A 23,443-nucleotide genomic window follows, 5' to 3' on the forward strand; every position below is an offset into this window, starting at 1 on the left:
CCCGGTGTACGAAGGTGTCGTCCAGGACCTGATCGACGAACTCGGCAGGCTGCCGGGTGTCGGGCCCAAGAGCGCGCAACGGATCGCCTTCCACCTGCTGGCGACCGACCCCGCCGACATCGCGCGGCTGCAGGAGGTGCTCGGCAAGGTCAAGGAGGGCGTGCAGTTCTGCGAGATCTGCGGAAACGTCTCCGAGCAGGCGACCTGCCGCATCTGCCGCGACGCGCGGCGCGACCTGAGCGTCATCTGTGTCGTGGAGGAGCCCAAGGACGTGCTCGCGGTCGAGCGCACCCGCGAGTTCAAGGGCCGCTACCACGTGCTCGGCGGGGCGCTCGACCCGTTGTCGGGGATCGGCCCGGAGCAGCTGCGCATGCGTGAGCTGCTCGCCCGCATCGGCGAGGCGGACGTCACCGAGGTGATCATCGCGACCGACCCGAACACCGAGGGGGAGGCCACCGCGACGTACCTCGTGCGCATGCTGCGGGACTTCCCCGGCCTGTCGGTCACCCGGCTCGCGTCGGGCCTGCCGATGGGCGGTGACCTGGAGTTCGCCGACGAGCTGACCCTCGGCCGCGCCCTCTCCGGCCGCCGCGCGCTCTAGTTTCGCCCGGTCCGTGGGGGCCTCCTTGAGGGAGCTGGACTCCCTCAAGGAGGCCCCCACGGACCTTGGCGCGGCCCCTGGTTCCGGGTGGTCCGTGAATGCCACATTCACGGACTCTGAGTCCCTCGATGTGGCATTCACGGACCAGCGAGACACCCCGCGCGCGAGTTGTCCACAACGGCCGCGGCTGTCCACAGATTCGCCGAGCACCCCCGTCGAGCACCCTCACGGCGATAGGCTGGTTGCAGGGGTGCCCCCGGGAGGGTGGGGGTATACCCAGGGGATCCGGACCCCGGCCCCGAAACCGGCTCCGTCCACTTCGGACACCAGCGCGAGAAGCCACGAATAGCCCCGAGAGGCCGTGCGTGGACGTCCCAAAAACGCGGTAAGGCCACCTTACGGGCGTGTGACGCCCCCAAGGTGGCCTTACCGGCAATACGGAGACTTCAGCAGTAACCCAGCTGCGCCAGAGTGTTCACGACAATCTCCGACGGGTGGTACTTGTCCATCCAGGACTCGCCGCGCCGGTTCTGGTAGGTGTCCAGGAAGTTCTGCAGCTTGTCCCCGCGCATCTCGGTCAGCACCACCGTCTCGCCGAGGTGCTGCGGCGTTTCGGTGCGCTCGCGGTGCACGGCGCACGGCAGGCCGAGGTAGTAGCACTCGGCGGACAGGCCGCCGGAGTCGGTGACGACGTACTCGGCGCGCGCCACCAGCGGCAGGAACTTCAGGTACCGCATCTTCGGCTGGACGATGAACTGGTCGTCGAAGATGTTCCCGATGCCCAGCGAGCGGATCTTCTCGCGCTCCGGCGCGCCCGCCATGTACAGGATCGGCATCTGGCGGCTCTGCTCGCGCAGGATCTCCAGCGCCTCGCGGTACTTGTCCGGGCGCGACACCAGCTCGAAGCGGTGCAGCGTGGCGAGGCCGAACTTCTCCGGCAGGTTCGGCACGTCCAGCGGTTGGTTGATGGCCAGCCGCATCGCGTCGATCGCGGTGTTCGCCTCGGTGTCGACCACGACGCCGCGGGCGTTGCGCAGGTTGTTCACCTCACGCGCGCTCGGCGCGAAGTGGATGTCGACGATCTTCGCCGCGATCTTGCGGTTCAGCTCCTCGGGCAGCGGGGACAGGATGCTGCCCGACCGCGCGCCCGCCTCGACGTGCCCGACCCGCGACTTCAGGATCCGCTTGCCGATCAGCGAGCCGTACGGCGTGGTGAACGTGTCGCCGTGCACCAGTACCAGCGGCGGCCGGCCGTCCTCGGCCAGCGCGGCACGCAGCTCGGCGCGGCGGCTCCACGCGGTGCGCATCACCTGCGCGGCCCAGCCCGGCACCTGCGCGGGCGACTCGAGGTTGCGTGCCTTGTCCTGCGGCACGAGCCAGACGTCCGGTTCCGGCATGTTCAGATCGGCGAGCACGTCGGCGACCTCGTCCACGTGCTGCGCGGTGAACCAGATCTTCGGCCGCATGCCACGTTCGGCGATCCCGTGGTAGACCGGCGCGATCTTGATCAGTTCCGCGGTGGTGCCGAGAATGAAGGAAATCACCGTTGGGCCCATTTCTGGTCGGGTGTGCGGTGCCCGAAGGATACTGGTCCCCCGTTGTCGCGTAGCCTCGACCCGGTGAGTGCCAACACGCTCCTGGAGAAGCTGTCGGTCGTCATCCCGGTCTACAACGAGCCGGACTGGATTGTCGAGAGCGTCGGCGCCCTGGTCGCCTCGGCACGGGCCGCGCGGTGGCCGGTCGAGATCGTCGTGGTGGACGACGGCAGCACCGACGAGACCCCGAAAAGGCTCGACGACCTGCGCGAACAGCATGGCATCACGGTGGTGTCGCAGTCCAACGCCGGTCGCTTCGAGGCCCGCCGCGCGGGCATCGCGAAGGCCACCGGCGAGCAGATCCTGCTGCTCGACAGCCGCGTGATCGTGGACACCGGCTCACTCACCTTCCTGCGCGAGCAGTTCCGCGCGCACCCGGACAGGATGGTCTGGAACGGGCACATCAATCTCGCGTCCGAGCACAATCCTTACGCGGGTTTCATGGCCGGGCTGGTGAAGATCCCTTGGCGGCGTTACTGCGCGAACCCGCGGCTGATGTCCTTCGGGATCGAGGAATTCGACCTCTTTCCCAAGGGGACCGGGTTCTTCTGCGCTCCCCGCGAGGTCCTCGAAGCGGCCTCCGACGCCTTCGTCTCCCTTTTCGACGACGTGCGCTTCGCCAGTGACGACACCGGCGTCCTGCGCTGGATCGCCGAGCGGCACCGCATCTTCCTCGCCCCGGAGTTCTCCGCGACCTACCACGGCCGGGACTCCTTCAAGAAGTTCGTCGGCCAGTCGTACTTCCGCGGCACCACGTTCGTCGACTCCTACCTCGCCTCGCCCGGCCCCGCCCGCAACGGCCTGTTCGCCGCGTTCGGTCTCGGCCTGCTGGGCCTCGGTGTCGCCGCCAAGCGGCCGAAGACCGCCGTCGCGCTCGCCGCCGCCGGTTCCGCCGCCGCGGGTGTCGCGGTGACCCGCTTCGGCGCGACCAAGGCGGAGGCCCGCGCGGTCGCCCAGCTCACCCCGGTCTTCGCCGCGGGCTTCGGGGCGGGTGCGGTCCGTGGCCTGGTGATGGCGCTGCGTGCCCGGCTGCGCCGATGAGCACCGTGACCGACAACGCCGACAAGCCCGAGAAGACCGCCGACGGCAGGACATTGGCCAAGGACACCGGGAAGTCCGCGGGCAAGGTCGGCCTCTCCCTGCTGATCGCGATCGCCCTCGGCTACGTGCTGACGCTCGTGATCGCCCGCCTGCTCGGCCCGGTCGGCAACGGCGTCTTCAGCTCGTTCTGGGGCCTGCTGATGGGACTCGGCGCCGCCCTGTCCCCGCTGGAGCAGGAAATCTCCCGCCAGTCCGCGGTCGCCGCGCTGGAGGGGAAGAAGACCGGGAAGTCCGCGCTGCGCGCGACGACCGTCGGCCTGGTCATCGTCGCCGTGATCGCCCTGCTCAGCCTGATCCCGGCGATCAGCGACCGGGTCTACTCAGGACACACCGAGCTGGCGATCATCGTGCTGTGCGGGGCGATCTCGTTCGCCTGCCAGTACGCCGCGCGCGGTGTGCTGATGGGCCACGACCGGATCAAGTCCTACTCGTGGCTCGTCCTGGCCGAAGCGTTCGTCCGCATCGTCGGGCTCGGCGCCGTCGTCGTCGCGGGTGTCACCGGGCTGGTGTCACTGGCGATCGCCGCCGCGCTCGGCTCGTTCGCCTGGCTCCTGTTCGTCCGCCCGGTCGGCGGGCTGGTCGATCCGCAGCTGGACGGCGAGTCGTGGCGCCCGCTGATCGGCCGGATCGTGCTGCTGCTCATCGGCGCCGGGCTCGCCGCCGCGGTCATCGGCGGCTACCCGACGATGGTCAAGCTGCTCGCCCCGGCGCCGGACGAGGCGCAGTTCGGGGTACTGACCGTCGCGCTGATGGTCGCGCGGCTGCCGCTGCTGCTGCTGTCCCCGCTCCAGGCGCTCGCGGTGCCCACCGCGGTCCGGCTCTCCAGCACCGCCGAGGGCATGCATCGGCTGCGCCGCATGCTCGCGGTCGGCACGCTGGGCACACTCGTCCTCGCCGCGGTCGGCGCGCTGGTCGGCTTCCTGATCGGCCCGTGGCTCATCAAACTCCTGTTCGGCGCCGACTACGTCGCCGAGGGCTGGTGGATGACCGGCCTGGTCTGGGGCACCGTGCTGCTCACCGCGATGCAGCTCATGGCGGCCGTGCTCGTGGCGCGCACCCAGGCCAACAAGGTGCTGCTGACCTGGGCCTCGGTCACCGTGACCACGGCGCTGGTCCTGTTGTTCCTCCCTGGTGACGCCATCTTCCGCGCGGTCGTCGGGCTGGGGGCGGGGCCGACCGTCGGCCTGGCCGTCGTGCTCGTGTTCGTGCTGCGACGGCCGGGCAACGCGAAGGCCGCCGAGGCATCCCAGTAGGGTGACCGCGGGTCTGCGCCGTCCATGGGGACGGCGCGTAACGCTGGTGAAGTTGGGACAGCGAATTCGATGAATGTAGTTCTCGTTCTGCTCGCTTTCTGGCTGCCGGGCCTGGTGTTCGGCGCGGCGATCAGGCTGCGGGGCTGGACACTCGCCGCCGCGGCGCCACTGCTGACGTTCGGCATCGTCGCACTGGGCGTCCCGGTCCTCGGCGGGCTCGGCATCCGCTGGGACCTGCTCGACGTGGCACTGTGGACAGTCGCGCTGTCCGTGGTCGGCTTCGCGCTGTCGTTCGCCGTGAGCCGGTTCACCGCACGACGTCATCCGGAATGGACCGAGCGCGATGACGACCGGCCGAAGCGGTCGGTGCGCGACCACGTGCTGATCGGGCTGGGTGTCCTGGCCGGCATGGCCGTCGGCGCCATCACCTTCCTGCGTGGCTCGCACGCGATCGACCGCGTCCAGCAGGGCTGGGACGCGCCCTTCCACGGCAACCTGGTCCGCTGGATCGCCGAGCACGGCGACGCGCGGCCCTCCACCGTCGGCACGATCGCGAACGTCCCGAACGAGACCCACTACTTCTACCCGGACACCTACCACGCGCTGCTCGCCCTCGTCCTCGACAAGGGCGGCCTGACGATGATGCCGACGCTGAACCTGGCGGTGCTGGCGGTCATTCTCACCGTCCCGCTGGGTGTCGCGGCGATGTGTCACACCTGGCGTATGCCCGCGATCGGCGTCGCCGCCGCGGCCGCGGTCACGACCTGGTTCACCTCCTTCCCGTACGACTCGCTGTGGCGCGGTCCGCTGTGGCCCTACGTCGCGGGCGTGGCGCTGGTCCCGGCGATGCTGGCCCTCGCGCGCCTGATCCTCGAACCCCGCGGCATCGCGGGGCCGGTCGCGATCGGCGTCGGCGTCGCGGGCCTCGCCGGACTGCACACCAGCATCGTCTTCGTCGTCATCCTGTACTTCCTGCTCATCCTGCTCGCGGTCGTCTTCAAGTTCGAGAAGATCGACTGGCGGCGCTCGGCGGCCTCACTGATCGCGACGGTCGGGATGGCCGTCGTACTGGGCCTGCCCGTGGTCCTGCCCTCGCTGTACAACGTCGGCGGGGTCACCGGCGCGTCCTGGGCCTCCGAGGCCACCGTGAGCGGCGGGATCGGGGAGACGATCACCTTCTCGCCGATGGCGGCGTTCCCGCAGTGGTGGATCGGCATCCCCGCGATCATCGGGATCTTCCTGATGGTCAAGCACCGCCGCATGCTGTGGATGGTGGCCGCGTACGTGCTGCTCGGCGGCCTCTTCGCGGCGACCGTGTCACTGGAGACCAACCTCGTCCACACCCTCACCGGCATCTTCTACAACGACCACTGGCGCATCGCCGCGCTCGTCCCGCTGGCCGGCGCGGTCGCGGTCGGTGAGTTCGTGAACACGGGCGCCGAACGGTTCGCGGGCTTCGTGGAACGGCGCAAACCGACCTTCAAGCCCGCCACGGCGGCGCTCGTCGCCGCGGTCGTGATCGGACTGGTCATGGCCGGGCTCAGCAAGGGTGCCTACATCGGACGCAACTCCTCGGCGCTCGGCCGGAACTACGGTGACGGCCCGACGGTGTCCAAGAAGGAGGAAGAGGCGTACGCGTGGCTCGCCCAGCACGTCGCGCCCGGCGAGCGGGTGATGAACGACCGCAAGGACGGCTCGGTGTGGATGTACGCCCTCGCCGGCGTCACCCCGGTCGAATGGACGTTCTACGGCGCGCCGTTCGAGAGCAAGCCCGGGTTCCTCACGGTGTACCTCAACGACATCAACAAGAACACCACGGTGCGTAAGGACCTGGCCGAGCTGAAGGTGCGGTACGTGGTGGTCGGCCGGGGCATGGTGACCCAGGACGCGTCGGACCGGCGCGCGGTGGGCCTGGAGCGGCTGGACAGCACACCGGGCTTCAAGCGGGTCTTCCACAACGACGACTCCTCGGTCTACGAGATCGAGGGCATGCGTGACGTCGTCACGGCCGGGGCCGCGCCCGGGTCCGGAACCGCTCACGGCCGGTAAGAAGATAGAGTGGATCCCGTGTCTGTGACAGCACCGGCGGCATCCGTGACCAGCCGCCGCGTACTCATCGTGATGCCTGCCCTCAACGAGCAGGCCAGTGTCGGCGCGGTGATCGAGCAGGTGAAGAAGTCCCTGCCGGGCGCCGATCTGCTGGTCGTCGACGACGGATCGGTCGACGAAACCGCGAAACTGGCCAGAGCGGCCGGGGCGGACGTGGCGCGGCTGGCGGTGAACCTCGGCGTCGGCGGCGCGATGCGCACCGGCTTCCGGTACGCCGCCGCACGCGGCTACGACGTCGTCGTCCAGGTGGACGCGGACGGCCAGCACGACCCCGAAGAGGTCGCCGCGCTGCTGCGCGGGCTGGACGAGGCCGACATCGTCATCGGCTCGCGCTTCGCGGGCAAGGGGTCCTACAAGGCCAGCGGACCGCGCAAGTACGCGATGGTCGCGCTGTCGCTCGTGTTCTCCCGGCTCGCCCGCCGCAAGCTCACCGACGTCACGTCGGGGTTCAAGGCGATGGGCCCGAAGGCGATCAAGCTGTTCGCCGCGTATTACCCGGCCGAGTACCTCGGCGACACCGTGGAATCGCTGGTGCTGGCCATCCGCGCGAAGCTCACCATCGCCGAGATCCCGGTGATCATGCGTGAACGGGCAGGCGGCACACCCAGTCACTCGCCCATCAAATCGGCCGTGTACCTGAGCCGGGCCGGTCTCGCGTTGCTGCTGGCGCTGGTGCGCCGCCGCCCCGCGGTCGACTCGTCCGACTCGGCGTAGAAGGAGGTACGTCCATGGACGGCTGGCGCATTCTCAGCATCGTCGTCGCGGGCCTCGTGCTGTTCGTCGTCCTGGAGATGATGCGCAGGCGGAAGCTGCGGGAGAAGTACGCGGGCGTGTGGCTCATCGTCTCCGTCGGCGTCGTGGTGCTCGCGGTCGTCCCGCAGGCCGCGGAGTTCCTGGCGAAGATCACCGGGGTCGTCACCCCGTCGAACTTCGTCTTCCTGCTCGCCGGCGTCGTGCTGGCACTGGTCGCGCTGCACCTGTCCACCGAGGTCGGGCACCTGGAGGAAGAGGTCCGGACCTCCGTCGAGGAGATCGCGCTGCTGCGCTGCGAGCTCGAAGACGCGAAGAAGGAGCTCGAAGGCCGGATCGCCGAGCTGGAGGCCAGGACGTCGGCCCCGGACGACGTCAAGGGGCTGCCGGAGGCGGACGCCGTCGCCAAGGCGAGTTCGGTACGCGCGCGCTGATCGAGGCCGTCCTCGCGGCCCCGCCGCGGCTGGGCGCGGTGCGGCTGGTGGCCGTCGACGGTCCGTCCGGGGCCGGGAAATCCACGTTCGCCAGGGCACTGGCCGGTGACTTTCGGGCACGCGACGTGCCCGTTGTTCTCCTGAGTACCGACGAATTCGCCACTTGGACCGATCCAGTGGCCTGGTGGCCGCGCCTGGAGGAAGGCGTTTTAAGGCCCCTCGCGGCCGGTTATCCCGGCAGTTACCGGCGGATGGAATGGCCGCCGGAGGGCCCGCGTCTCGGGGCTACCGTCACCGTTCCGGTACCCGGAGTGCTGGTGTTGGAAGGCGTTTCCAGCGGCCGGACTTCGGTGCGGCCACTGCTGTCGCACCTGTGGTGGGTCGACGGTGGTGACGAGGCGTCCAGACTGGCCCGCTCGGTCGCCCGCGACGGTCTGGACCACCGCGCTGACCTGCGACGTTGGCAGCTTTTCGAGCGTGGTTGGTTTGCCGTGGACGGCACCCGCGCGGCCGCCGGCAGTCACGTCGGCTGAGTCCGACGTCGGCGGCACCCGATACCTCCATTTGTGTCATCGGCTGTGCGCTCATCGCAGTAACCCCGGTGAAATCGCTACCTACGGTCAGGATTTACCAACGCATTGCGGTTATTTTGGCTGCTACGTAGCGCGATCGTAACCTCGCGTGCTTAAGTGCGGGGCGAGTTCCCGCTAGTGTCGGCGAACACACCGTCCGAGGAGTTTTCTGACCGACCGGACGGTGACTTAAACACCGAACATCTCCCAAGGGGTGTCAGATGCAGCAATGGCGGCTGACCCGAACACGCCGGATTGCCCTGATCGGGCTGGCCGGCGCGGTCGCGGTCTCGTTGTCCGCGTGTGCAACGTCCAAGCGAGACGATGCCGCGGGAGGTGGTTCCGGCGGCACGATGATCTTCGGCAACGCGGGTAACCCGAAGATGCTGGACCCGATCTTCACCGATGAGGGTGAGACCTACCGGATCACCCGGCAGATGCTGGACACCCTGATCCAGAACAAGCCGGGCACCGCCGACCTCGAGCCGTCGCTGGCCGAGAAGTGGGAGCCCAGCAACGAGGGCAAGACCTGGACCTTCTCCCTCAAGAAGGGGGTCAAGTTCCACGACGGCACGCCCTTCAACGCCAAGGCGGTCTGCTTCAACTTCGACCGCTGGTTCAACATGAAGGGCGAGCTCGCCCAGAACGCGATGATCTACTACGGCGACGTCTTCGAGGGCTTCGCCAAGAACGAGGGCGCCGCGAAGGGCGACCCGGTCTACAAGTCCTGCGAGGTCAAGGACGACTCGACCGCGGTCCTCAACCTGACCAAGGCCAAGGGCGCGTTCCCCGCCGCGTTCACGCTGCCCGCGTTCTCCATGCAGAGCCCCGACGCGGTGACGAAGTACAAGGGCGACCAGGTCACCGGTTCCAGCGGCGCGCCCACGTTCAGCGAGTACACCTCGAAGTACGTCACCGGCACCGGCCCGTTCAAGCTCGAGAGCTGGGACCAGGCCAAGGGCCAGGTCACCCTGGTCAAGGCCACCGACAGCCCGAGCCAGCAGGCCAAGGTCGACAAGCTGATCTTCAAGATCATCCCGGACGAGAACGCCCGTAAGCAGGCGTTGAAGGCCGGGGACATCCAGGGCTACGACTTCCCGGCGCCCGCGGACTACGGTCTGCTGCGCGGCGACGGCGAGCAGGTGCTCATCCGCCCGTCGTTCAACGTCCTCTACCTGGGCATCAACCAGGCGAACAACCCGAAGCTGAAGGACCCGAAGGTCCGCCAGGCGCTCGCCTACGGCATCAACCGCGAGCAGTTCGTCAAGACCAAGCTGGCCGAGGGGTCCGACGTCGCGACCGAGTTCGTGCCGAAGGTCATCTCGGGCTACACCGAGGACGTCAAGAAGTACCCGTACGACAAGGAGCAGGCCAAGAAGCTGCTGCAGGAGGCGGGTGCCACCGACCTGACCCTGAAGTTCTACTACCCGACCGAGGTCAGCAGGCCGTACCTGCCGAACCCGGCCGACACCTTCACCGCGATCTCCGAGGACCTGAAGGCCATCGGCATCAAGGTCGAGGCGGTCGCCAAGCCGTGGAACGGTGGCTACAAGGAGGACGTCCAGCAGCTCGGCAAGCAGGACATCCACCTGCTGGGCTGGACCGGTGACTACAACGACGCCGGCAACTTCATCGGCACGTTCTTCGGCCGCCAGAAGAAGGAATTCGGGTTCGAAAACAAGGACCTGTTCAAGACGCTGGCCGACGCCGACGCCGCGCCCGCCGGTGACGCGCACGCCCAGGCGTACCAGAAGGCGAACAAGGAGGTCATGGAGTACCTCCCCGCGATTCCGATCGCCTACCCGGCGCCGGCGATCGTGGTCGGCCCGAAGGTGAAGGGCCTGGTGGCCAGCCCGCTGACCGACGAACGCTTCAACACCGTGAGTGTCGGCTGATCCGAAAAACATAGCCAAGGGCCAAGGGGTGGGTGCGACCGCACTCACCCCTTGGCCCTACTTCCCGGGCTGGCAACAAAGGAAACGCACGTGCTCCGTTTCATCGTGCGTCGGCTGCTACAAGCGATCCCGACGCTCCTGCTTCTGTCCATTTTGGTCTTCGCCTGGCTCCGCTCGCTCCCCGGAGGACCCGCATACGCGCTTCTCGGGGACAAGGCGACGCCGGAGAAGGTCGCCGACATCAACCGTTCCCTCGGCTTCGATCAGCCGATCTTCGTCCAGTACTTCAAATTCCTCGGCCGCGCCGTCACCGGTGATTTCGGCACCTCACTCGTCTCCGCCCAGGACGTAATGGGCGAGATCGGCCGCTTTCTTCCCGCCACCATCGAACTCGGTTTCTCCGCGATGGTCCTGGCGATCGTGCTGGGTATTCCGTTCGGTTACCTGTCCGCGCGGTTCAAGGGCGGCGCCGTCGACAACGTCATCATCGTGCTGACGCTGGTCGGGGTCGCGGTGCCGGTGTTCTTCCTCGGCTACATGATGCAGAACGGGCTCGCCGCGCCGCTCGGACTTCCCTCCCAGGGACGGCAGAGCGCGGGGCTGGACGCCACCAGCATCACCAACTTCGCGATCCTCGACGGCATTCTCACCCAGGAATGGGACGCCGTGTGGGACGCGATCAAGCACCTGATCCTGCCCGCGTTCGCGCTGGCCACCATCCCGCTCGCGGTGATCACCCGGATCACCCGTGCCTCGGTGCTCGACGTGTTCAACGAGGACTTCATCCGCACCGCCAACTCCAAGGGCCTGACCCAGCCCGTGGTGCGGCGGCGGCACGTCCTGCGCAACGCACTGCTCCCGGTGGTCACCACCATCGGCCTGCAGACCGGCGCGCTGCTCGGTGGCGCGGTGCTGACCGAGCGGGTGTTCAACATCCGCGGCCTCGGTTACCTGCTCGCCGAGGGCATCGAACGACGTGACTATCCCCGGCTGCAGGCGCTGTTGCTGTTCGGGGCGCTGGTGTACGTGCTGGTGAACATGCTGGTCGACATCTCGTACGGGATCATCGACCCGAGGGTGCGTGTGCGATGAACACTCTGCTGAACAAGAAGAAAGAGCCGATCGACAAGCTCGCGGCGGCTTCGGCACGGGGCCACAGCCTCGGCGGCGAGGCGCTGCGGCGCATGCTGCGCAGCCCGGTCGCGATCACCGGCGGCGTGATCACCATCCTGTTCGTGCTGCTGGCGATCTTCGCGCCGCTGCTGGCGCCGAAGGATCCGCTCACGCGGTACCTGCAGGACAAGGTCAACATGGGCCGCGGCATCATTCCCGGCGCGATGCCGGGATACCCGCTCGGCGTGGACGACTTCGGCCGCGACTTCCTGTCCCGGCTGATCGTCGGCGCCCAGCAGACGTTGCTCGTCGGTGTCCTCGCGACGCTGATCGGCGTCGTCGTCGGGATGATCCTCGGTGGCCTCGCCGGGGCTTTCGGCGGCTGGGTCGACACCCTGATCATGCGCGTCGTCGACGTCATGCTGGCCTTCCCGTCGCTGCTGCTGGCGGTCTCGATCGCCGCGTTGTTCGCCAAACCGAGCCAGTGGACGGTCATCCTCGCCGTTTCGATGATCGGCGTGCCGATCTTCGCGCGGTTGCTGCGGGGCTCCATGCTCGCGCAGCGCTCCAGTGACCACGTGCTCGCGGCGACGTCGCTGGGTGTGAAGCGCCGGTCGATCGTGCTCCGGCACATGCTGCCGAACTCGCTCGGCCCGGTCATCGTCCAGGCGACGCTGACGCTGGCGACGTCCATCATCGAGGCGGCGGCGCTGTCCTTCCTCGGTCTCGGCGACCCGGACCCGTCGCGGGCGGAATGGGGACTGATGCTCGGCAACGCCGCGCACAAGTTCCTCGAAATCCGCCCGGAGCTGGCGTACTACCCGGCCATCGCGATCATCGTGGTCGCGCTCGGGTTCACGCTGCTCGGCGAATCGCTCCGTGAAGCCCTCGACCCGAAGAACAGGCGGTGATTTTCCGTGGCACTCCTCGAAGTTCGTGACCTCAAGGTCGTTTTCCAGCGCCGCGGCGAGCAGCCGTTCACCGCGGTGGACGAGATCAGCTTCGACGTCGAACCCGGCCAGACGGTCGGGCTGGTCGGCGAGTCCGGCTGTGGCAAGTCGGTGACGTCGCTGGCGATCATGCGGCTGCTCGCCAAGCGCGGCAACAAGGTCAGCGGCTCGGTGTCCTTCGAGGGCACCGACCTGCTCACGTTGCCGGACAAGGAAATGCGGGACCGCCGAGGGCGGGATCTCGGCATGGTGTTCCAGGACCCGCTGTCCTCGCTGAACCCGGTCATCCCGATCGGGCTGCAGATCACCGAGGTGCTGGAACGGCACCGCGACATGCCGCGCAAGAAGGCGGCGATCGAGGCCGTCGAGCTGCTGGACAAGGTCGGCATCCCCGACCCGTCGCGGCGGCTTTCCGAGTACCCGCACCAGCTTTCCGGCGGGATGCGGCAGCGCGCGCTGATCGCGATCGCGCTGGCGTGCCGGCCGCGGCTGCTCATCGCGGACGAGCCGACGACCGCGCTGGACGTCACCATCCAGGCGCAGATCCTGGCGCTGCTGCGCGAACTCGTGCAGGACACCGGGACCGCGCTGATCATGATCACGCACGACCTCGGTGTCGTCGCCGGGCTCTGCGACGAGGTGAACGTGCTCTACGGCGGCCGGATCGTCGAGCGGGCACAGCGGCACCAGCTGTTCGCCGAGCCGCGGCATCCGTACACGCACGGCCTGCTCGCCTCCATCCCGCGCCTCGACGCGGGCCGGGGCGAGAAGCTGGTCCCGATCAAGGGATCGGTGGCCGACAACATCCCGTGGGCCGGCGGTTGCGCGTTCGCGCCACGCTGCCCGAACGCGCTGGAGGTGTGCCGGGAGAGCTCGCCGCAGCTGGTGCCCGACAACGGGGGCCTGCTGCGCTGCCACAACCCGGTGCGGCCGGCGGTGGCGGCAGGAGGAGGGGCCCGATGAGCGAAGCTTGCGAGCGAATCATGGATGTCATGCGCCATAAGGAAATCAACACCGTCTCGCGGAGCGAGGCGATCGCATGACCGAGCAGAACAGCGAAGTGCTGCTGGAGGTCGACGACCTCAAGGTGCACTTCCCGATCAAACGCGGCGTCGTGATCGACCGGACGATCGGGCACGTCTACGCCGTCGACGGGGTCAGTCTGTCGATCCGGCGGGGCGAAACCTACGGCCTCGTCGGCGAATCCGGTTGCGGGAAGTCCACTTTGGGCAGGGCGATCCTGCGGCTCAACGAGCCGACAAGTGGCAGTGTCGTCTTCGACGGCACCGACGTCGCGAAGCTCAAGGGCGAGGCGTTGCGCAGGTCCCGCCGTCGCATGCAGATGATCTTCCAGGACCCACTGTCCAGTTTGGACCCTCGGCAGTCGGTGGAGTCCATCCTGCTGGAAGGTATGCGCGCGCACGGCCTCGACAAGGACAAGGAGGCTACCGACCGGCGGCTGCGTGAGCTGCTCACCGCGGTCGGCCTGCCGGAGACGGCGCTGCGGAAGTACCCGCACGAGTTCTCCGGTGGCCAGCGGCAGCGCATCGGCATCGCGCGGGCGCTGGCCGTGGAGCCCGATCTCATCGTCGCCGACGAGCCGGTGTCCGCATTGGACGTTTCGGTGCAGGCACAGGTGGTGAACCTGCTGGAGGACCTGCAGGACGAGCTCGGCCTGACCTACGTGGTGATCGCGCACGACCTCGCGGTGGTGCGGCACATCTCCGACCGGATCGGCGTGATGTACCTCGGCTCGATCGTCGAGGAGGCCGACGCGGACGCGCTGTACGAGAACCCGCTGCACCCGTACACGCGGGCGCTGCTCTCGGCGATTCCGGTGCCGGACCCGACGGTGGAGGACAACCGGGAGCAGATCCTGCTCGCCGGTGACCTGCCCTCCCCGGCCGCGCCGCCGAACGGCTGCCGGTTCCACACCCGGTGCCCGTGGCGGCAGCAGAGCCTGTGCGCGACCGACCGTCCGGAACTGCGGGACGTGGGCGGGCAGCGGGTCGCGTGCCACTACGCGGAGGACATCCGCGACGGGCGGATCACGCCGCACGAGGTCGAACCCGAGCTGGTCGAGCTGACCGGCGCGCTCAACCCCGACCTCGGCCCGCCCGACATCGGCACCGCCGCCGAAATCCTCTGACCGGTGCGAAGGTCCGTGGGGGCCTCCTTGAGGGACTCTAGGTCCCTCAAGGAGGCCCCCACGGACTGTTACGGCGTCAGGTCGAGGGCGGCGCGCATCGTGCCGTCCATGTGGAACGGGGTCGACTCGTGCACGTGGGTGATCAGCCAGCGCGTACCCGCCCGGCGCAGGCAGACCGTCGAACGGAACCACAGATCGAACTTCGCGGGCATTCCCTTCGGCGTCGTCGAAAGCCGGTTCAGGCTGTGCGTGTACGCGAGGTCGCCGCTGACCGTGACCGTCAGGTCGCGGATCTCGTACTCGATCGGCCCGTCGAAGCCGGCGAACCAGGCGCGCCGCTGCTCGACGTCGGCGAAGTCCGCGGGCTGCTGCACCAGCGGCGGCGCGAGGGTGAAGGCGACGACGTCGTCGGCCACGTCGGCCTTGAGTGCCTCGGCGTCGCGTGTGGACATCGCCGTCTCGCGGGCGGTCATCAGCTCGCGGATCCGCTGCTCGTCCTGGATGCTCATGGTGTGCTCCCCTGTTCCGGCGGCCGCTTCCCGGCCGCGTTCATCCGGGACGTAGAAGCCGGGAGCGCGTTCTCGACATCCTGGGGAAGTTTTTTTCGAAAGGTGGGAGATGAAGTACGTCGTCCTGATCTACGGCAACCCGGAGTCCCGCACCGCGTGGGCGGGGATGCCCGAGGAACAGCGTGCCGCCGGCCTCGCGTACTACCAGCAGCTCAACGACGATCTCGACGCCTCCGGTGAGCGCGTCGTGTCCGAACGGCTGGCTGATGTTTCGCTGACGAAGCAGGTGAGCGTCCAGAACGAAAGGACGATCACCACCGACGGCCCGTTCGCCGAGGTCAAGGAGTTCCTCGCCGGGTTCTACCTGCTCGACTGCGAGAGCCTCGACCGCGCGGTCGAGATCGCCGCGCGCATACCCGAAGCGCGGTTCGCGAAGGTCGAGGTGCGGCCGGTGATGGGTCTGCACGGGGACGAAATGTGACCACGCCGCCCATCGCGGGCCTGCTGCGGGAGCTCGCGCCGCAGGTCCTCGGCGCGCTCGTCCGGCGCTACGGCGGCTTCGACACCTGCGAGGACGCGGTGCAGGAGGCGCTGCTCGCCGCCGCGACCCAGTGGCCGGTCGAGGGGATCCCGGCCAGTCCGAAGGGCTGGCTGATCACCACCGCGTCCCGCCGCCGCATCGAGTTGTGGCGTGCCGACACGGCCCGGCAGCGGCGCGAGGAGACGGTCGCCGCGCTGGCCCCGCCGGACCCGGACCCGGCCCCCGCGGTCGACGACTCGCTGACGTTGCTGCTGCTGTGCTGTCACCCGTCGCTCACCGCCCCGTCGCAGGTCGCGCTGACGTTGCGGGCGGTCGGCGGGCTCACCACCGCGGAGATCGCCCGCGCGTTCCTCGTCCCGGAGGCCACGATCGCGCAGCGGATCAGCCGGGCGAAGCAGCGCGTCAAGGCCGCGGGGGCGGAGTTCCGGCTCCCCGGCGCCGACCGCGCCGAGCGGTTCGCCGCCGTGCTCCAGGTGCTGTACCTGATCTTCACCGAGGGACACACCGTCAGCTCCGGCGCCGTGGTGAACCGGGTCGAGCTGACCGCCGAGGCGATCCGGCTCGTCCGGCAGCTGCGCGCGGAGCTGCCGGAGGACGGCGAGGTCGCCGGGCTGCTCGCGCTCATGCTGCTCACCGAGGCCCGCCGCCCGGCACGCACCCGCGCGGACGGCGCGCTCGTCCCGCTCGCGGAGCAGGACCGGCGGCGGTGGGACGCCGGCGCGATCGCCGAGGGCGTCGAGCTGATCACGACCTCCCTCGCGACGACGCCGGTCGGGCCGTACCAGCTGCAGGCCGCGATCGCCGCCGTGCACGCGGAGGCCGCGAAGGCCGAGGACACCGACTGGCCGCAGATCCTCACGCTCTACGACCTCCTGCGGACCGTCGCGCCCGGCCCGATGGTGACACTGAACCGCGTGGTCGCGGTCGCGATGGTGCGGGGCCCGGACCTCGCACTGGCCGAGCTCGCCGACGCCGAGCGCGACCCCGTGCTCGCGAAGCACTACCGCCTCGACGCCGTCCGGGCCCACCTGCTGGACCAGCGTGGTGACCGCGAAGGGGCCCGCGAGCACTACCTCGCGGCGGCCCGGCGGACCCTGAGCATTCCGGAGCGGGCCTACCTGGAATCCCGCGCGGCACTCCTCGCCTAGGCCGGAAGTCGGATGCCGGGTAATACCTGAGTTGGCTTCGCGGCTCGCCTCGTCCTCGGTACCCTCGCCGAAGCGAAGCCGCGAATCCGGGAACAAATCGGACAAAATACCAGGGGGTACGGACGTGCACATCGACCAGTGGCTGGAAGCGATTCCGCCGCTTTCGGTCTACCTGATCGTCGGGCTCGTGATCATGATCGAGAGCCTCGGGATTCCGCTGCCCGGTGAGATCGTCCTGATCAGCGCGGCTTTGCTGTCCTCACAGCATTCCCAGCTGAGTCCGGTGTGGATCGCGGTACTCGCGAGCGCGGGCGCGATCATCGGTGACAGCATCGGGTACACCATCGGCCGAAAGGGTGGTACGCGGCTGCTCGCCTGGGCGGGGCGTAAATTCCCGAAGCATTTCGGTCCGGAGCACATCGCCAATGCCGAGCGGATGTTCCAGAAACGCGGCGCGTGGGCGGTCTTTTTCGGCCGCTTTGTCGCTTTTCTTCGTATTCTGGCGGGCCCGCTCGCCGGTTCGCTCGGCATGCACTACCCGCGGTTCCTGATGGCTAACGCCGCGGGCGGCATCGTCTGGGCCGCGGGCACCACCACGTTGATCTACTACCTCGGCGTGGTCGCCGAAAAGTGGCTCAAGAACTTCTCGTACGTCGGGCTCGGCGTCGCGGTGGTCTTCGGGCTCGTGATGATGCTGGTGATCAAGAAGCGGATGGCCAAGAAGGAGCACGACGGCGAGGGGCCGTCGACCGGCACGGATTCGACTGTCACCGAGCAGCAGTCCAAGGCCTGAGCGGTCACACCTTCGCCGTGGCCTCGACGGGTGGTAGCTCCCCGTCGAGGTCGGCGGCGGGCCGTCGCCGACGCAGCGAGCCGAGCAGCACGCCGCCGATGACGACCGCGGCCGCGGCGATTTCGAGCGGGCTCGGCCGCTCGTCGAGCACCAGGTACGACATCGACAGCCCGACCACGGGCACCAGCAGCGAGAACGGCGCGACGACCCCGGCGGGGTTGCGCCGCATCAGGGTCGTCCAGATCCCGGAGCCCGCGATCGTGCCGAGCAGCACGATGTAGGCCAGCCCGCCGAGCGCGATCAGCCCGGTCTTCGTGCCCAGCGTGGCCAGCGAGTGCCACTGCGCCGAGGGGCCCTCCATGATCAGCGACAGGGCGAACATCGGCAGCGGCGGCACCACGGACATCCACAGCGTGAAGTGCAGCGGGTTCTCCGGCGCGGCCCGCCGGGTGGCGAGGTTGCCGAACGCCCAGCTCAGCGCGGCCAGCAGGGTGAGGATCACCGGCAGCAGCGCGGCGTGGCCCGACTGCTGCCAGGCGATGGTGGCCATCCCGGCGACGGCGAGCAGGATCCCGGCGAGCTGACGGCCGCTGACCCGCTCCCGCAGGAAGACCGCGCCGAGCAGCACGGTGAACGGCGCCGAGGCCTGCAGCACCAGCGAGGCGAGCCCGGTCGGCATCCCGGTGTTCATCGCGATGAACAGGAACGCGAACTGCCCGGTGCCGAACCCGAGTCCGTAGCCGAGGAGGTAGCGGACCTTGACCTTCGGCCACGGCACGAACAGGATCGTCGGGATCGCGATCACCACGAACCGCAGCACCCCGGCGAACACCGGCGGGAACTGCCCGAGCGCGACGTGGATGGCGAGGAAGTTGCAGCCCCAGAGGACGGCGACGAGCGCGGCGAGCAGACGGTCACGGGCAGGCATGTCACCCACTTTCGTTACCCCGACCGTTTAGGACCAGCGAGAAAATCTGCATGGACTCTGAAGCGAATCTTCAAAGTCCATGATGCGGAAAACGCTTTCCCAGCTGGGCTTTTCCCGCGTCGCCCCAGTGCTCGGTGTCCCGAACGCGTCGTTCGCGACGTTCAAGGCCCGCAACGCGCCGTACGAAACCTGCCTCCGGTGGAGCTTTCGAGGCCGCTGGCCAACTGTGAAGCGCGGCACAAAGGTAACCGGCGACTGTGAAGTGGCCCTTCACATATGCTGCGCACGTGGATATTGGCAGGCTGCGCACACTGCGGGAGTTCGCGGACCGCGGAAGCGTCACCGCCGCGGCGCGGGCACTGCACTGCACGCCGTCCGCGGTGTCCCAGCAGCTTCGCGCGCTCCAGGTCGAGGTCGGCCTGCCGCTCACCGAACCGGCCGGGCGCGGGCTGCGGCTCACCGACGCCGGGCGCGCGCTGGTGGCGCGCGCCGACGAGGTGCTGGCCGCGCTCGACCGCGCGGAGTCCGAACTGGACACCTACCGCAGCGCGCCGCGCGGCCGCGTCCGGATCGCGATCTTCCAGTCGGCGGGGCTCATGCTGCTCCCCGGGCTGTTGCACCGGGTCGGCGCGTACGAGGGGCTGGAGGTCGACGTGCGCGATGTCGACATGACGCCACCGGAGGTGCCGGGTCTGCTCGCGGACTACGACGTGGTGGTGGCGCACCGCGACGAGCACGCGCCCGAGTTCGAGCCCGGCCGTATCGACGTGCTGCCCCTGCTGCGCGAGCCGCTCGACATCGCCCTGCCCGCCGGGCACCGGCTGGCCCGCAAACGCCGGGTCGAGCTCGCCGAGCTGGCCGACGAACGCTGGATCAGCGTCAACTCCGGCTTCCCTGTCGACGACGTGCTGCGCTCGCTGACCGTCCGTACCGGTGTGCGCCCGCAGATCGTCCAGCGCATCAACGACTTCCGGATCATCGAGCGGCTCGTCGCGGCCGGGCACGGTGTGGCGCTGCTGCCCCGGTACACAGTGGACGATCGACGGGGCAGCGGCCTGGTCTGCCGCCCGCTCGCCGGGATCCGGGCGGCCCGGCTGGTCGAGGTGGTGTGCCGCGCGGGCGCGCTCGACCGGCCCGCGGTGGCGACGGTGATCGGCGAACTGCGAGCCGAGGTCGCGGCGCTCACCACCTAGCCGGGCAGGCGGCACCCGTTGAGCAGCAGCCGGATGGTCAGGCGCGCGTCGTAGTCCGGATCGGCCATCTCCGCGCCGGCGCAGATGTCGCCGATCGCGCGGAGCAGCTGGTAGGGCGCGATCTCGGCGGTAAGCTCGCCCGCGTTCCGCGCGGCGTCGAGGAGATCGCCGAGTACCGGCACGAGGCGGTCGACGAACAGCGCGTGCAGGGTGGTGAAGGCGTCCGGGTCGGTGCGCGTCGCGGCGGCGAGCCCGTGCTTGGTCACCAGGAAGTCCGCGAACAGCTCCACCCACCGGCACAGCGCGGCGAACGGTGACGTCGCCGTCGCGAGCAGCGCGGGACCGGCCTCGGCGCAGGCGTCGACCTGGTGCCGGAAGACCGCCACGACGAGGTCGGCGCGTGTGGGGAAGTGCCGGTAGATCGTGCCCATGCCGACGCCGGCCTCGGCGGCGATCCGGCGTACCGGGGCGTCCACCCCGTGCGTGACGAACACGGACGCCGCGGCGTCGAGCAGTGCCTTTTCGTTGCGGCGGGCGTCCGCGCGCTTGGCCGGGTTCGCGGTCGCCGTCTCGTCGTCCGCGCCCATCCGGCGCCCCCTTCCAGGTATTTGGAGCAATGTTCCGCTTGTCAGTCTATACCGGCGTCCCGGGTGCTCGGGCCGCGGCGCCGGAGGCCTGCCGCGATGGCCGAACCCAGGATCAGCGCGACGGACAGGGAGAGGGCCATGCCGATCCCGGGTTCGGTGCTGAATCGGCCGCCCGCGTAGCCGAGCAGGGCCACGTATGACGTCCAGAGCGTGCCGCCGATCGCGGACGCGGCGAGGAACTCGCGCGGCGGCCAGCGCAGCGAACCGGCCAGCAGCGCGCCGACCGTCCCGCCCGAGGGCAGCCAGCGGGCGACGACCAGCACCGGCCGGGGATGCCGCCGCAACCGCCCGTCGAACCAGCCGAGCCCGGCGGCGATCCGGCGCCGCCTGGCCAGTCTGGCCAGCAGTGCCTGCCCGCCGGAGCGGCCGAGCAGGTAGAGCGCCTGGTCCGAGGCCACGCAGCCCACGGCGGCGACGCCGATGACCAGCGCGAGCGAGGGGCCGCCCCGCGCCGCCGTGACGGCCATGCCGATGATCGTCATCTCGGTGGGCAGCAGCGGCACCAGCGAGACGACGAACAGCACCAGAAGCCCCGCCGTTGATCCGTCCACGCCTCCATTAGGCGCGCCGTGGCGGTCGCCGGCCCGGAATCATGGGGGACTCACAGCAACCCGACAGGTCGCGGACAGCTTCAGGCGGCCTGGCTTCGCAGGTGGGCCACGGCGATCTCCAGCGCGTCCGCCAGCGGGGTGACGTCCTGCCTGATGTGGGCCAGTAACAGTCCACCTTGGACACACGCCATCGTCGCCTGTGCCAGCCGGGCCGGGTCCGCGTCGGCGCGGAGTTCTCCCTTGTCCCGCAAGGAAAGCAACCCGCGTTCGAGATGGGACTCCCATTCGCGGTACGCCTTGTCGAGCAGGGCCGCCACCCGCGGGTCGTCGCCGAGTTCCCCGGCGAGGTTGCCCAGCGGGCAGGCGATCGGGTGACCGGCGCGGCGGTGGACGTCCAGGATCTCCTCGGTCCAGCGGTCGAACGCGGCCCAGTCGTCGAGCGCGGTGATCGTCGGCTGGTTGGCGAGGATGCCGCGCAGGAACCGGTCGATCACCGCCTCGACGAGCTGGTCCTTGTTCTTGAAGTAGTGGTACATCTGCGACTTCCCGGCGCCGCTCGCCGTCAGGACCTTGTCGACGCTGGTCGCCGCGACGCCGTTGACGTACATCAGCTCGGCGGCGGCATCGACGATCGCATCCCTGGTCCGCCTGCCCCGCGGCGTCACCGCCGCTCCTTGCGTCTCCATGTACTGAATAGTACAGTCAGCGCTGATGTACTGATCAGTACAACCTGGAGGACGCACAGTGGGGAACGAACTGAACCGCGAGCTGGCCGCGATCCGCGAGCACGTCCGGGAGGCGGTTCCGGCCGAGGTCGCCGGACCGCTCGTGGCGGATGTCGAGCGCAAGAAGGACGTGGACCCGGCGAAGTTCGCCAAGGTCGGCGACGTACTGCCGGACTTCGCCCTGCCCGGCGCGCGGGGCGAGCGGGTGAGCCTCGCGGACCTGACCGCCGAGGGACCCGCGGTGCTGGTCTTCTACCGCGGCGGCTGGTGCCCGTACTGCAACCTGACCCTGCGCACCTACCAGCAGGAGGTGCTGCCGGGGCTCGCCGCCTCGGGCGCCCGGCTGGCGGCGATCAGCCCCGAACTTCCGGACGGCTCACTGTCCACTGTGGAGTCGAACGAACTGGCCTTCGACGTCCTTTCCGACGTCGGCAACGTGGTCGCGCGCTCGCTGGGGATCACGTTCCGGCCGGAGTCCGACGTCCAGGGCGCGATGGCGACGCTGGTCGGCGACATCGGGGCGCGCAACGGCACGGGTGACTGGGAACTGCCGCATCCGGCGGTGCTCGTGGCCGGGCGGGACCGGGTCATCCGCTTCGTCGACGTCCACCCGGACTACACCACGCGCACGACACCGGAGCAGATCCTGGCCGCGGTCGCGGACGCGCGCTAGTCACGGGTGCTCCTGGGCGGGCGCCGGGCCGAGGCGCGCGGTGCGCGCCTCGGCGAAGGCGCTGACCAGTGCGAGCACCACGGTCACCCCGGCACCGGCGAGCACGCCCAGCACCGGGGTGTCCGCGGCCAGCACCGCACCGATCGCGACGCCACTGGCGCCGTAACCGATTCCGCTGGCCGCGTACATCAGCGAGTACCCGGCGGCGTGGGTGTGTTCGGGCAGCCGATCCCGCAGCGACAGGTTCCGGGAGACGAGCAGCGCGGCCTGGAGGAGGCCACTGAGCAGGAGACCGGCCGCGATTCCCGCGGGCCACGGGGACAGGCCGACCATGCCGACCAGTGCCGCGATCAGGACGAGCAGGACGAGACTCCGCGTCCGATGGCTGCCCGGCCAGGCGCGCAGCCCGTAGACGATGCCGCCGGCGATGCTGGCGACGGCGAACCCGGTCAGCAGCGGCCCGGCCCAGCCGACGGCGACGCCGCGGTGTTCGAGCAGCGCCGGCAGGGCCAGTTCGACGGTGGCCAGCAGGTACATCGCCGCGGCACTGGTGAGGTAGATCGGCCAGACCGACCACAACATCCGCGCCGGTGATCCCTGCGGCTGTTCCGGTCGCGCGGTGGCGCTCTGCTTGGGAAGCATCGGGACGAGCACCGCCGCCAGCGCCGCGGAGCCCGCGGCGACGGCGAACGGGACGGACGGGGCGACCCCCAGCGCGAGCACCCCGGTCACCGCGGGTGCCAGCGCCCAGACGCTCTGGTTCAGCACGGCCTCGAAGCTCAGCATCGCCGGGACGTCGGCCTCGTCCACCAGACGTGCCGCCATGGTGCGCAACCCGCCGGGGGCCGCCGCCCCGGCCGCCCCGGCGATGACCGCGAGGACGACCGTGACGGCGGCCGGTGCCGACGTGCTGAGCGTGAAGCCGCCGAGTGCCACGGCACTGACCGCGATGCCGATCGACAGTTCCCGGTGCATCGGGCGCGTGCCGAGCCGGGTACCGAGAACAGGCGCGCCCGCCGCCTCGGCCAGCGTGTAGGCCGCCGCGAGGACCGCCCCCAGCCCGTATCCGCCGGGCGTTCCCTTGGCGAAGAACACGAAGGCCAACGGCGCCATGGCGACGGGAAGCCTGCTCGCGACCGTCGCGACGGCCCAGACGGCTACCGGAGGTTTCATCAGGTTTCGGTAACCCATGCTCTGGTGCGCGTCCTTTCCG

The 23,443-nt window shown here is 69.5% G+C and carries 24 protein-coding genes; 17 read left to right on the plus strand and 7 right to left on the minus strand.

Features of this window, described 5'->3' with window-relative positions; translation table 11 throughout:
- Positions 1-4 precede the first annotated feature (4 nt).
- Positions 5-601: a recombination mediator RecR gene (recR, locus tag ABD987_RS21050; RefSeq protein ID WP_345395963.1), complete on the plus strand. Its 597-nt coding sequence runs from the start codon at positions 5-7 to the stop codon at positions 599-601.
- A 446-nt stretch (positions 602-1,047) separates the two neighbouring features.
- Here the strand turns inward: recR and ABD987_RS21055 are convergent, their stop codons facing one another.
- Positions 1,048-2,157: a UDP-N-acetylglucosamine 2-epimerase gene (locus tag ABD987_RS21055; protein ID WP_345395966.1), complete on the minus strand. Its 1,110-nt coding sequence runs from the start codon at positions 2,155-2,157 to the stop codon at positions 1,048-1,050.
- Positions 2,158-2,220: 63 nt separating this feature from the next.
- Here ABD987_RS21055 and ABD987_RS21060 point away from each other — a divergent pair, with 63 nt between their 5' ends.
- The 11 genes from ABD987_RS21060 to ABD987_RS21110 all read left to right on the plus strand — a co-directional run bounded on the left by ABD987_RS21060 (position 2,221) and on the right by ABD987_RS21110 (position 14,522).
- Positions 2,221-3,237, plus strand: a complete 1,017-nt coding sequence (locus tag ABD987_RS21060) for a glycosyltransferase family 2 protein (RefSeq protein WP_345395970.1) — start codon at positions 2,221-2,223, stop codon at positions 3,235-3,237.
- Positions 3,234-4,550: a lipopolysaccharide biosynthesis protein gene (locus ABD987_RS21065; protein WP_345395973.1), complete on the plus strand. Its 1,317-nt coding sequence runs from the start codon at positions 3,234-3,236 to the stop codon at positions 4,548-4,550. The genes ABD987_RS21060 and ABD987_RS21065 overlap by 4 nt, the downstream gene beginning before the upstream one ends.
- 69 nt (positions 4,551-4,619) lie before the next feature.
- Positions 4,620-6,599, plus strand: a complete 1,980-nt coding sequence (locus ABD987_RS21070) for a DUF6541 family protein (protein WP_345395976.1) — start codon at positions 4,620-4,622, stop codon at positions 6,597-6,599.
- A 72-nt stretch (positions 6,600-6,671) separates the two neighbouring features.
- Positions 6,672-7,373, plus strand: a complete 702-nt coding sequence (locus tag ABD987_RS21075; RefSeq protein WP_378214193.1) for a glycosyltransferase family 2 protein — start codon at positions 6,672-6,674, stop codon at positions 7,371-7,373.
- Positions 7,374-7,387: 14 nt separating this feature from the next.
- Positions 7,388-7,843 (plus strand): DUF2304 domain-containing protein, encoded by a 456-nt coding sequence (locus tag ABD987_RS21080; RefSeq protein ID WP_345395982.1) that lies wholly within the window; start codon positions 7,388-7,390, stop codon positions 7,841-7,843.
- A gap of 44 nt (positions 7,844-7,887) precedes the next feature.
- Positions 7,888-8,376, plus strand: coding sequence for a uridine kinase family protein (locus tag ABD987_RS21085; protein WP_345396235.1), 489 nt, complete (start codon positions 7,888-7,890; stop codon positions 8,374-8,376).
- 260 nt (positions 8,377-8,636) lie between these two features.
- Positions 8,637-10,310 carry an ABC transporter substrate-binding protein gene (locus tag ABD987_RS21090; RefSeq protein WP_378273136.1) on the plus strand — a complete coding sequence of 558 codons (1,674 nt, stop codon included), beginning with the start codon at positions 8,637-8,639 and terminating at the stop codon, positions 10,308-10,310.
- A gap of 90 nt (positions 10,311-10,400) precedes the next feature.
- Complete coding sequence (locus ABD987_RS21095) at positions 10,401-11,402, plus strand: ABC transporter permease (RefSeq protein ID WP_345395988.1); 1,002 nt, start codon at positions 10,401-10,403, stop codon at positions 11,400-11,402.
- Complete coding sequence (locus tag ABD987_RS21100) at positions 11,399-12,334, plus strand: ABC transporter permease (RefSeq protein WP_345395991.1); 936 nt, start codon at positions 11,399-11,401, stop codon at positions 12,332-12,334. Before ABD987_RS21095 ends, ABD987_RS21100 begins: the two co-directional genes overlap by 4 nt.
- Before the next feature lie 6 nt (positions 12,335-12,340).
- Positions 12,341-13,336 carry an ABC transporter ATP-binding protein gene (locus ABD987_RS21105; RefSeq protein ID WP_345395994.1) on the plus strand — a complete coding sequence of 332 codons (996 nt, stop codon included), beginning with the start codon at positions 12,341-12,343 and terminating at the stop codon, positions 13,334-13,336.
- Between the two features lie 76 nt (positions 13,337-13,412).
- On the plus strand, positions 13,413-14,522 hold the full coding sequence (locus ABD987_RS21110) for an ABC transporter ATP-binding protein (RefSeq protein WP_345395997.1): 1,110 nt from the start codon (positions 13,413-13,415) through the stop codon (positions 14,520-14,522).
- A gap of 68 nt (positions 14,523-14,590) precedes the next feature.
- Here the strand turns inward: ABD987_RS21110 and ABD987_RS21115 are convergent, their stop codons facing one another.
- Positions 14,591-15,031 (minus strand): YybH family protein, encoded by a 441-nt coding sequence (locus ABD987_RS21115; RefSeq protein ID WP_345396000.1) that lies wholly within the window; start codon positions 15,029-15,031, stop codon positions 14,591-14,593.
- Between the two features lie 109 nt (positions 15,032-15,140).
- On the opposite strand from ABD987_RS21115, the gene ABD987_RS21120 reads away from it, so the two are divergent.
- The 3 genes from ABD987_RS21120 to ABD987_RS21130 all read left to right on the plus strand — a co-directional run bounded on the left by ABD987_RS21120 (position 15,141) and on the right by ABD987_RS21130 (position 17,513).
- Positions 15,141-15,512 carry a YciI family protein gene (locus ABD987_RS21120; protein ID WP_345396003.1) on the plus strand — a complete coding sequence of 124 codons (372 nt, stop codon included), beginning with the start codon at positions 15,141-15,143 and terminating at the stop codon, positions 15,510-15,512.
- Positions 15,509-16,720 (plus strand): RNA polymerase sigma factor, encoded by a 1,212-nt coding sequence (locus ABD987_RS21125; RefSeq protein ID WP_345396006.1) that lies wholly within the window; start codon positions 15,509-15,511, stop codon positions 16,718-16,720. The genes ABD987_RS21120 and ABD987_RS21125 overlap by 4 nt, the downstream gene beginning before the upstream one ends.
- A 124-nt stretch (positions 16,721-16,844) precedes the next feature.
- On the plus strand, positions 16,845-17,513 hold the full coding sequence (locus tag ABD987_RS21130) for a DedA family protein (RefSeq protein WP_345396009.1): 669 nt from the start codon (positions 16,845-16,847) through the stop codon (positions 17,511-17,513).
- Between the two features lie 4 nt (positions 17,514-17,517).
- Here the strand turns inward: ABD987_RS21130 and ABD987_RS21135 are convergent, their stop codons facing one another.
- On the minus strand, positions 17,518-18,441 hold the full coding sequence (locus ABD987_RS21135) for an EamA family transporter (protein WP_345396012.1): 924 nt from the start codon (positions 18,439-18,441) through the stop codon (positions 17,518-17,520).
- 287 nt (positions 18,442-18,728) lie between these two features.
- On the opposite strand from ABD987_RS21135, the gene ABD987_RS21140 reads away from it, so the two are divergent.
- Complete coding sequence (locus ABD987_RS21140; RefSeq protein ID WP_345396015.1) at positions 18,729-19,634, plus strand: LysR family transcriptional regulator; 906 nt, start codon at positions 18,729-18,731, stop codon at positions 19,632-19,634.
- On the opposite strand, the gene ABD987_RS21145 is transcribed toward ABD987_RS21140, so the two are convergent.
- From ABD987_RS21145 to ABD987_RS21155, 3 genes are all read right to left on the minus strand, one after another.
- Complete coding sequence (locus ABD987_RS21145; protein ID WP_345396018.1) at positions 19,631-20,221, minus strand: TetR/AcrR family transcriptional regulator; 591 nt, start codon at positions 20,219-20,221, stop codon at positions 19,631-19,633. The two genes, ABD987_RS21140 and ABD987_RS21145, sit on opposite strands and share 4 nt — an antisense overlap.
- A 41-nt stretch (positions 20,222-20,262) precedes the next feature.
- Positions 20,263-20,832 carry a DedA family protein gene (locus ABD987_RS21150; RefSeq protein ID WP_345396021.1) on the minus strand — a complete coding sequence of 190 codons (570 nt, stop codon included), beginning with the start codon at positions 20,830-20,832 and terminating at the stop codon, positions 20,263-20,265.
- A gap of 80 nt (positions 20,833-20,912) precedes the next feature.
- Complete coding sequence (locus ABD987_RS21155) at positions 20,913-21,518, minus strand: TetR/AcrR family transcriptional regulator (RefSeq protein WP_345396024.1); 606 nt, start codon at positions 21,516-21,518, stop codon at positions 20,913-20,915.
- Between the two features lie 58 nt (positions 21,519-21,576).
- Here ABD987_RS21155 and ABD987_RS21160 point away from each other — a divergent pair, with 58 nt between their 5' ends.
- Entirely contained in the window at positions 21,577-22,230 is a 654-nt protein-coding gene (locus ABD987_RS21160) for a peroxiredoxin-like family protein (protein WP_345396027.1), read from the plus strand.
- On the opposite strand, the gene ABD987_RS21165 is transcribed toward ABD987_RS21160, so the two are convergent.
- Entirely contained in the window at positions 22,231-23,403 is a 1,173-nt protein-coding gene (locus tag ABD987_RS21165) for an MFS transporter (RefSeq protein ID WP_345396030.1), read from the minus strand.
- Positions 23,404-23,443 lie beyond the last annotated feature (40 nt).

It is taken from the genome of Amycolatopsis samaneae (genome assembly GCF_039541975.1).
Lineage (GTDB): Bacteria > Actinomycetota > Actinomycetes > Mycobacteriales > Pseudonocardiaceae > Amycolatopsis > Amycolatopsis samaneae.

Coding starts and splice junctions, on each gene's coding strand:
- ABD987_RS21075 (WP_378214193.1), top strand. CDS start 6,672: ATGCCTGCCCTCAACGAGCAGGCCAGTGTCGGCGCGGTGATCGAGCAG.
- ABD987_RS21115 (WP_345396000.1), bottom strand. CDS start 15,031: ATGAGCATCCAGGACGAGCAGCGGATCCGCGAGCTGATGACCGCCCGC.
- ABD987_RS21135 (WP_345396012.1), bottom strand. CDS start 18,441: ATGCCTGCCCGTGACCGTCTGCTCGCCGCGCTCGTCGCCGTCCTCTGG.
- ABD987_RS21070 (WP_345395976.1), top strand. CDS start 4,620: ATGAATGTAGTTCTCGTTCTGCTCGCTTTCTGGCTGCCGGGCCTGGTG.
- ABD987_RS21100 (WP_345395991.1), top strand. CDS start 11,399: ATGAACACTCTGCTGAACAAGAAGAAAGAGCCGATCGACAAGCTCGCG.
- ABD987_RS21120 (WP_345396003.1), top strand. CDS start 15,141: ATGAAGTACGTCGTCCTGATCTACGGCAACCCGGAGTCCCGCACCGCG.
- ABD987_RS21110 (WP_345395997.1), top strand. CDS start 13,413: ATGACCGAGCAGAACAGCGAAGTGCTGCTGGAGGTCGACGACCTCAAG.
- ABD987_RS21055 (WP_345395966.1), bottom strand. CDS start 2,157: ATGGGCCCAACGGTGATTTCCTTCATTCTCGGCACCACCGCGGAACTG.
- ABD987_RS21155 (WP_345396024.1), bottom strand. CDS start 21,518: ATGGAGACGCAAGGAGCGGCGGTGACGCCGCGGGGCAGGCGGACCAGG.
- ABD987_RS21080 (WP_345395982.1), top strand. CDS start 7,388: ATGGACGGCTGGCGCATTCTCAGCATCGTCGTCGCGGGCCTCGTGCTG.
- ABD987_RS21065 (WP_345395973.1), top strand. CDS start 3,234: ATGAGCACCGTGACCGACAACGCCGACAAGCCCGAGAAGACCGCCGAC.
- ABD987_RS21145 (WP_345396018.1), bottom strand. CDS start 20,221: ATGGGCGCGGACGACGAGACGGCGACCGCGAACCCGGCCAAGCGCGCG.
- ABD987_RS21165 (WP_345396030.1), bottom strand. CDS start 23,403: ATGAAACCTCCGGTAGCCGTCTGGGCCGTCGCGACGGTCGCGAGCAGG.
- ABD987_RS21090 (WP_378273136.1), top strand. CDS start 8,637: ATGCAGCAATGGCGGCTGACCCGAACACGCCGGATTGCCCTGATCGGG.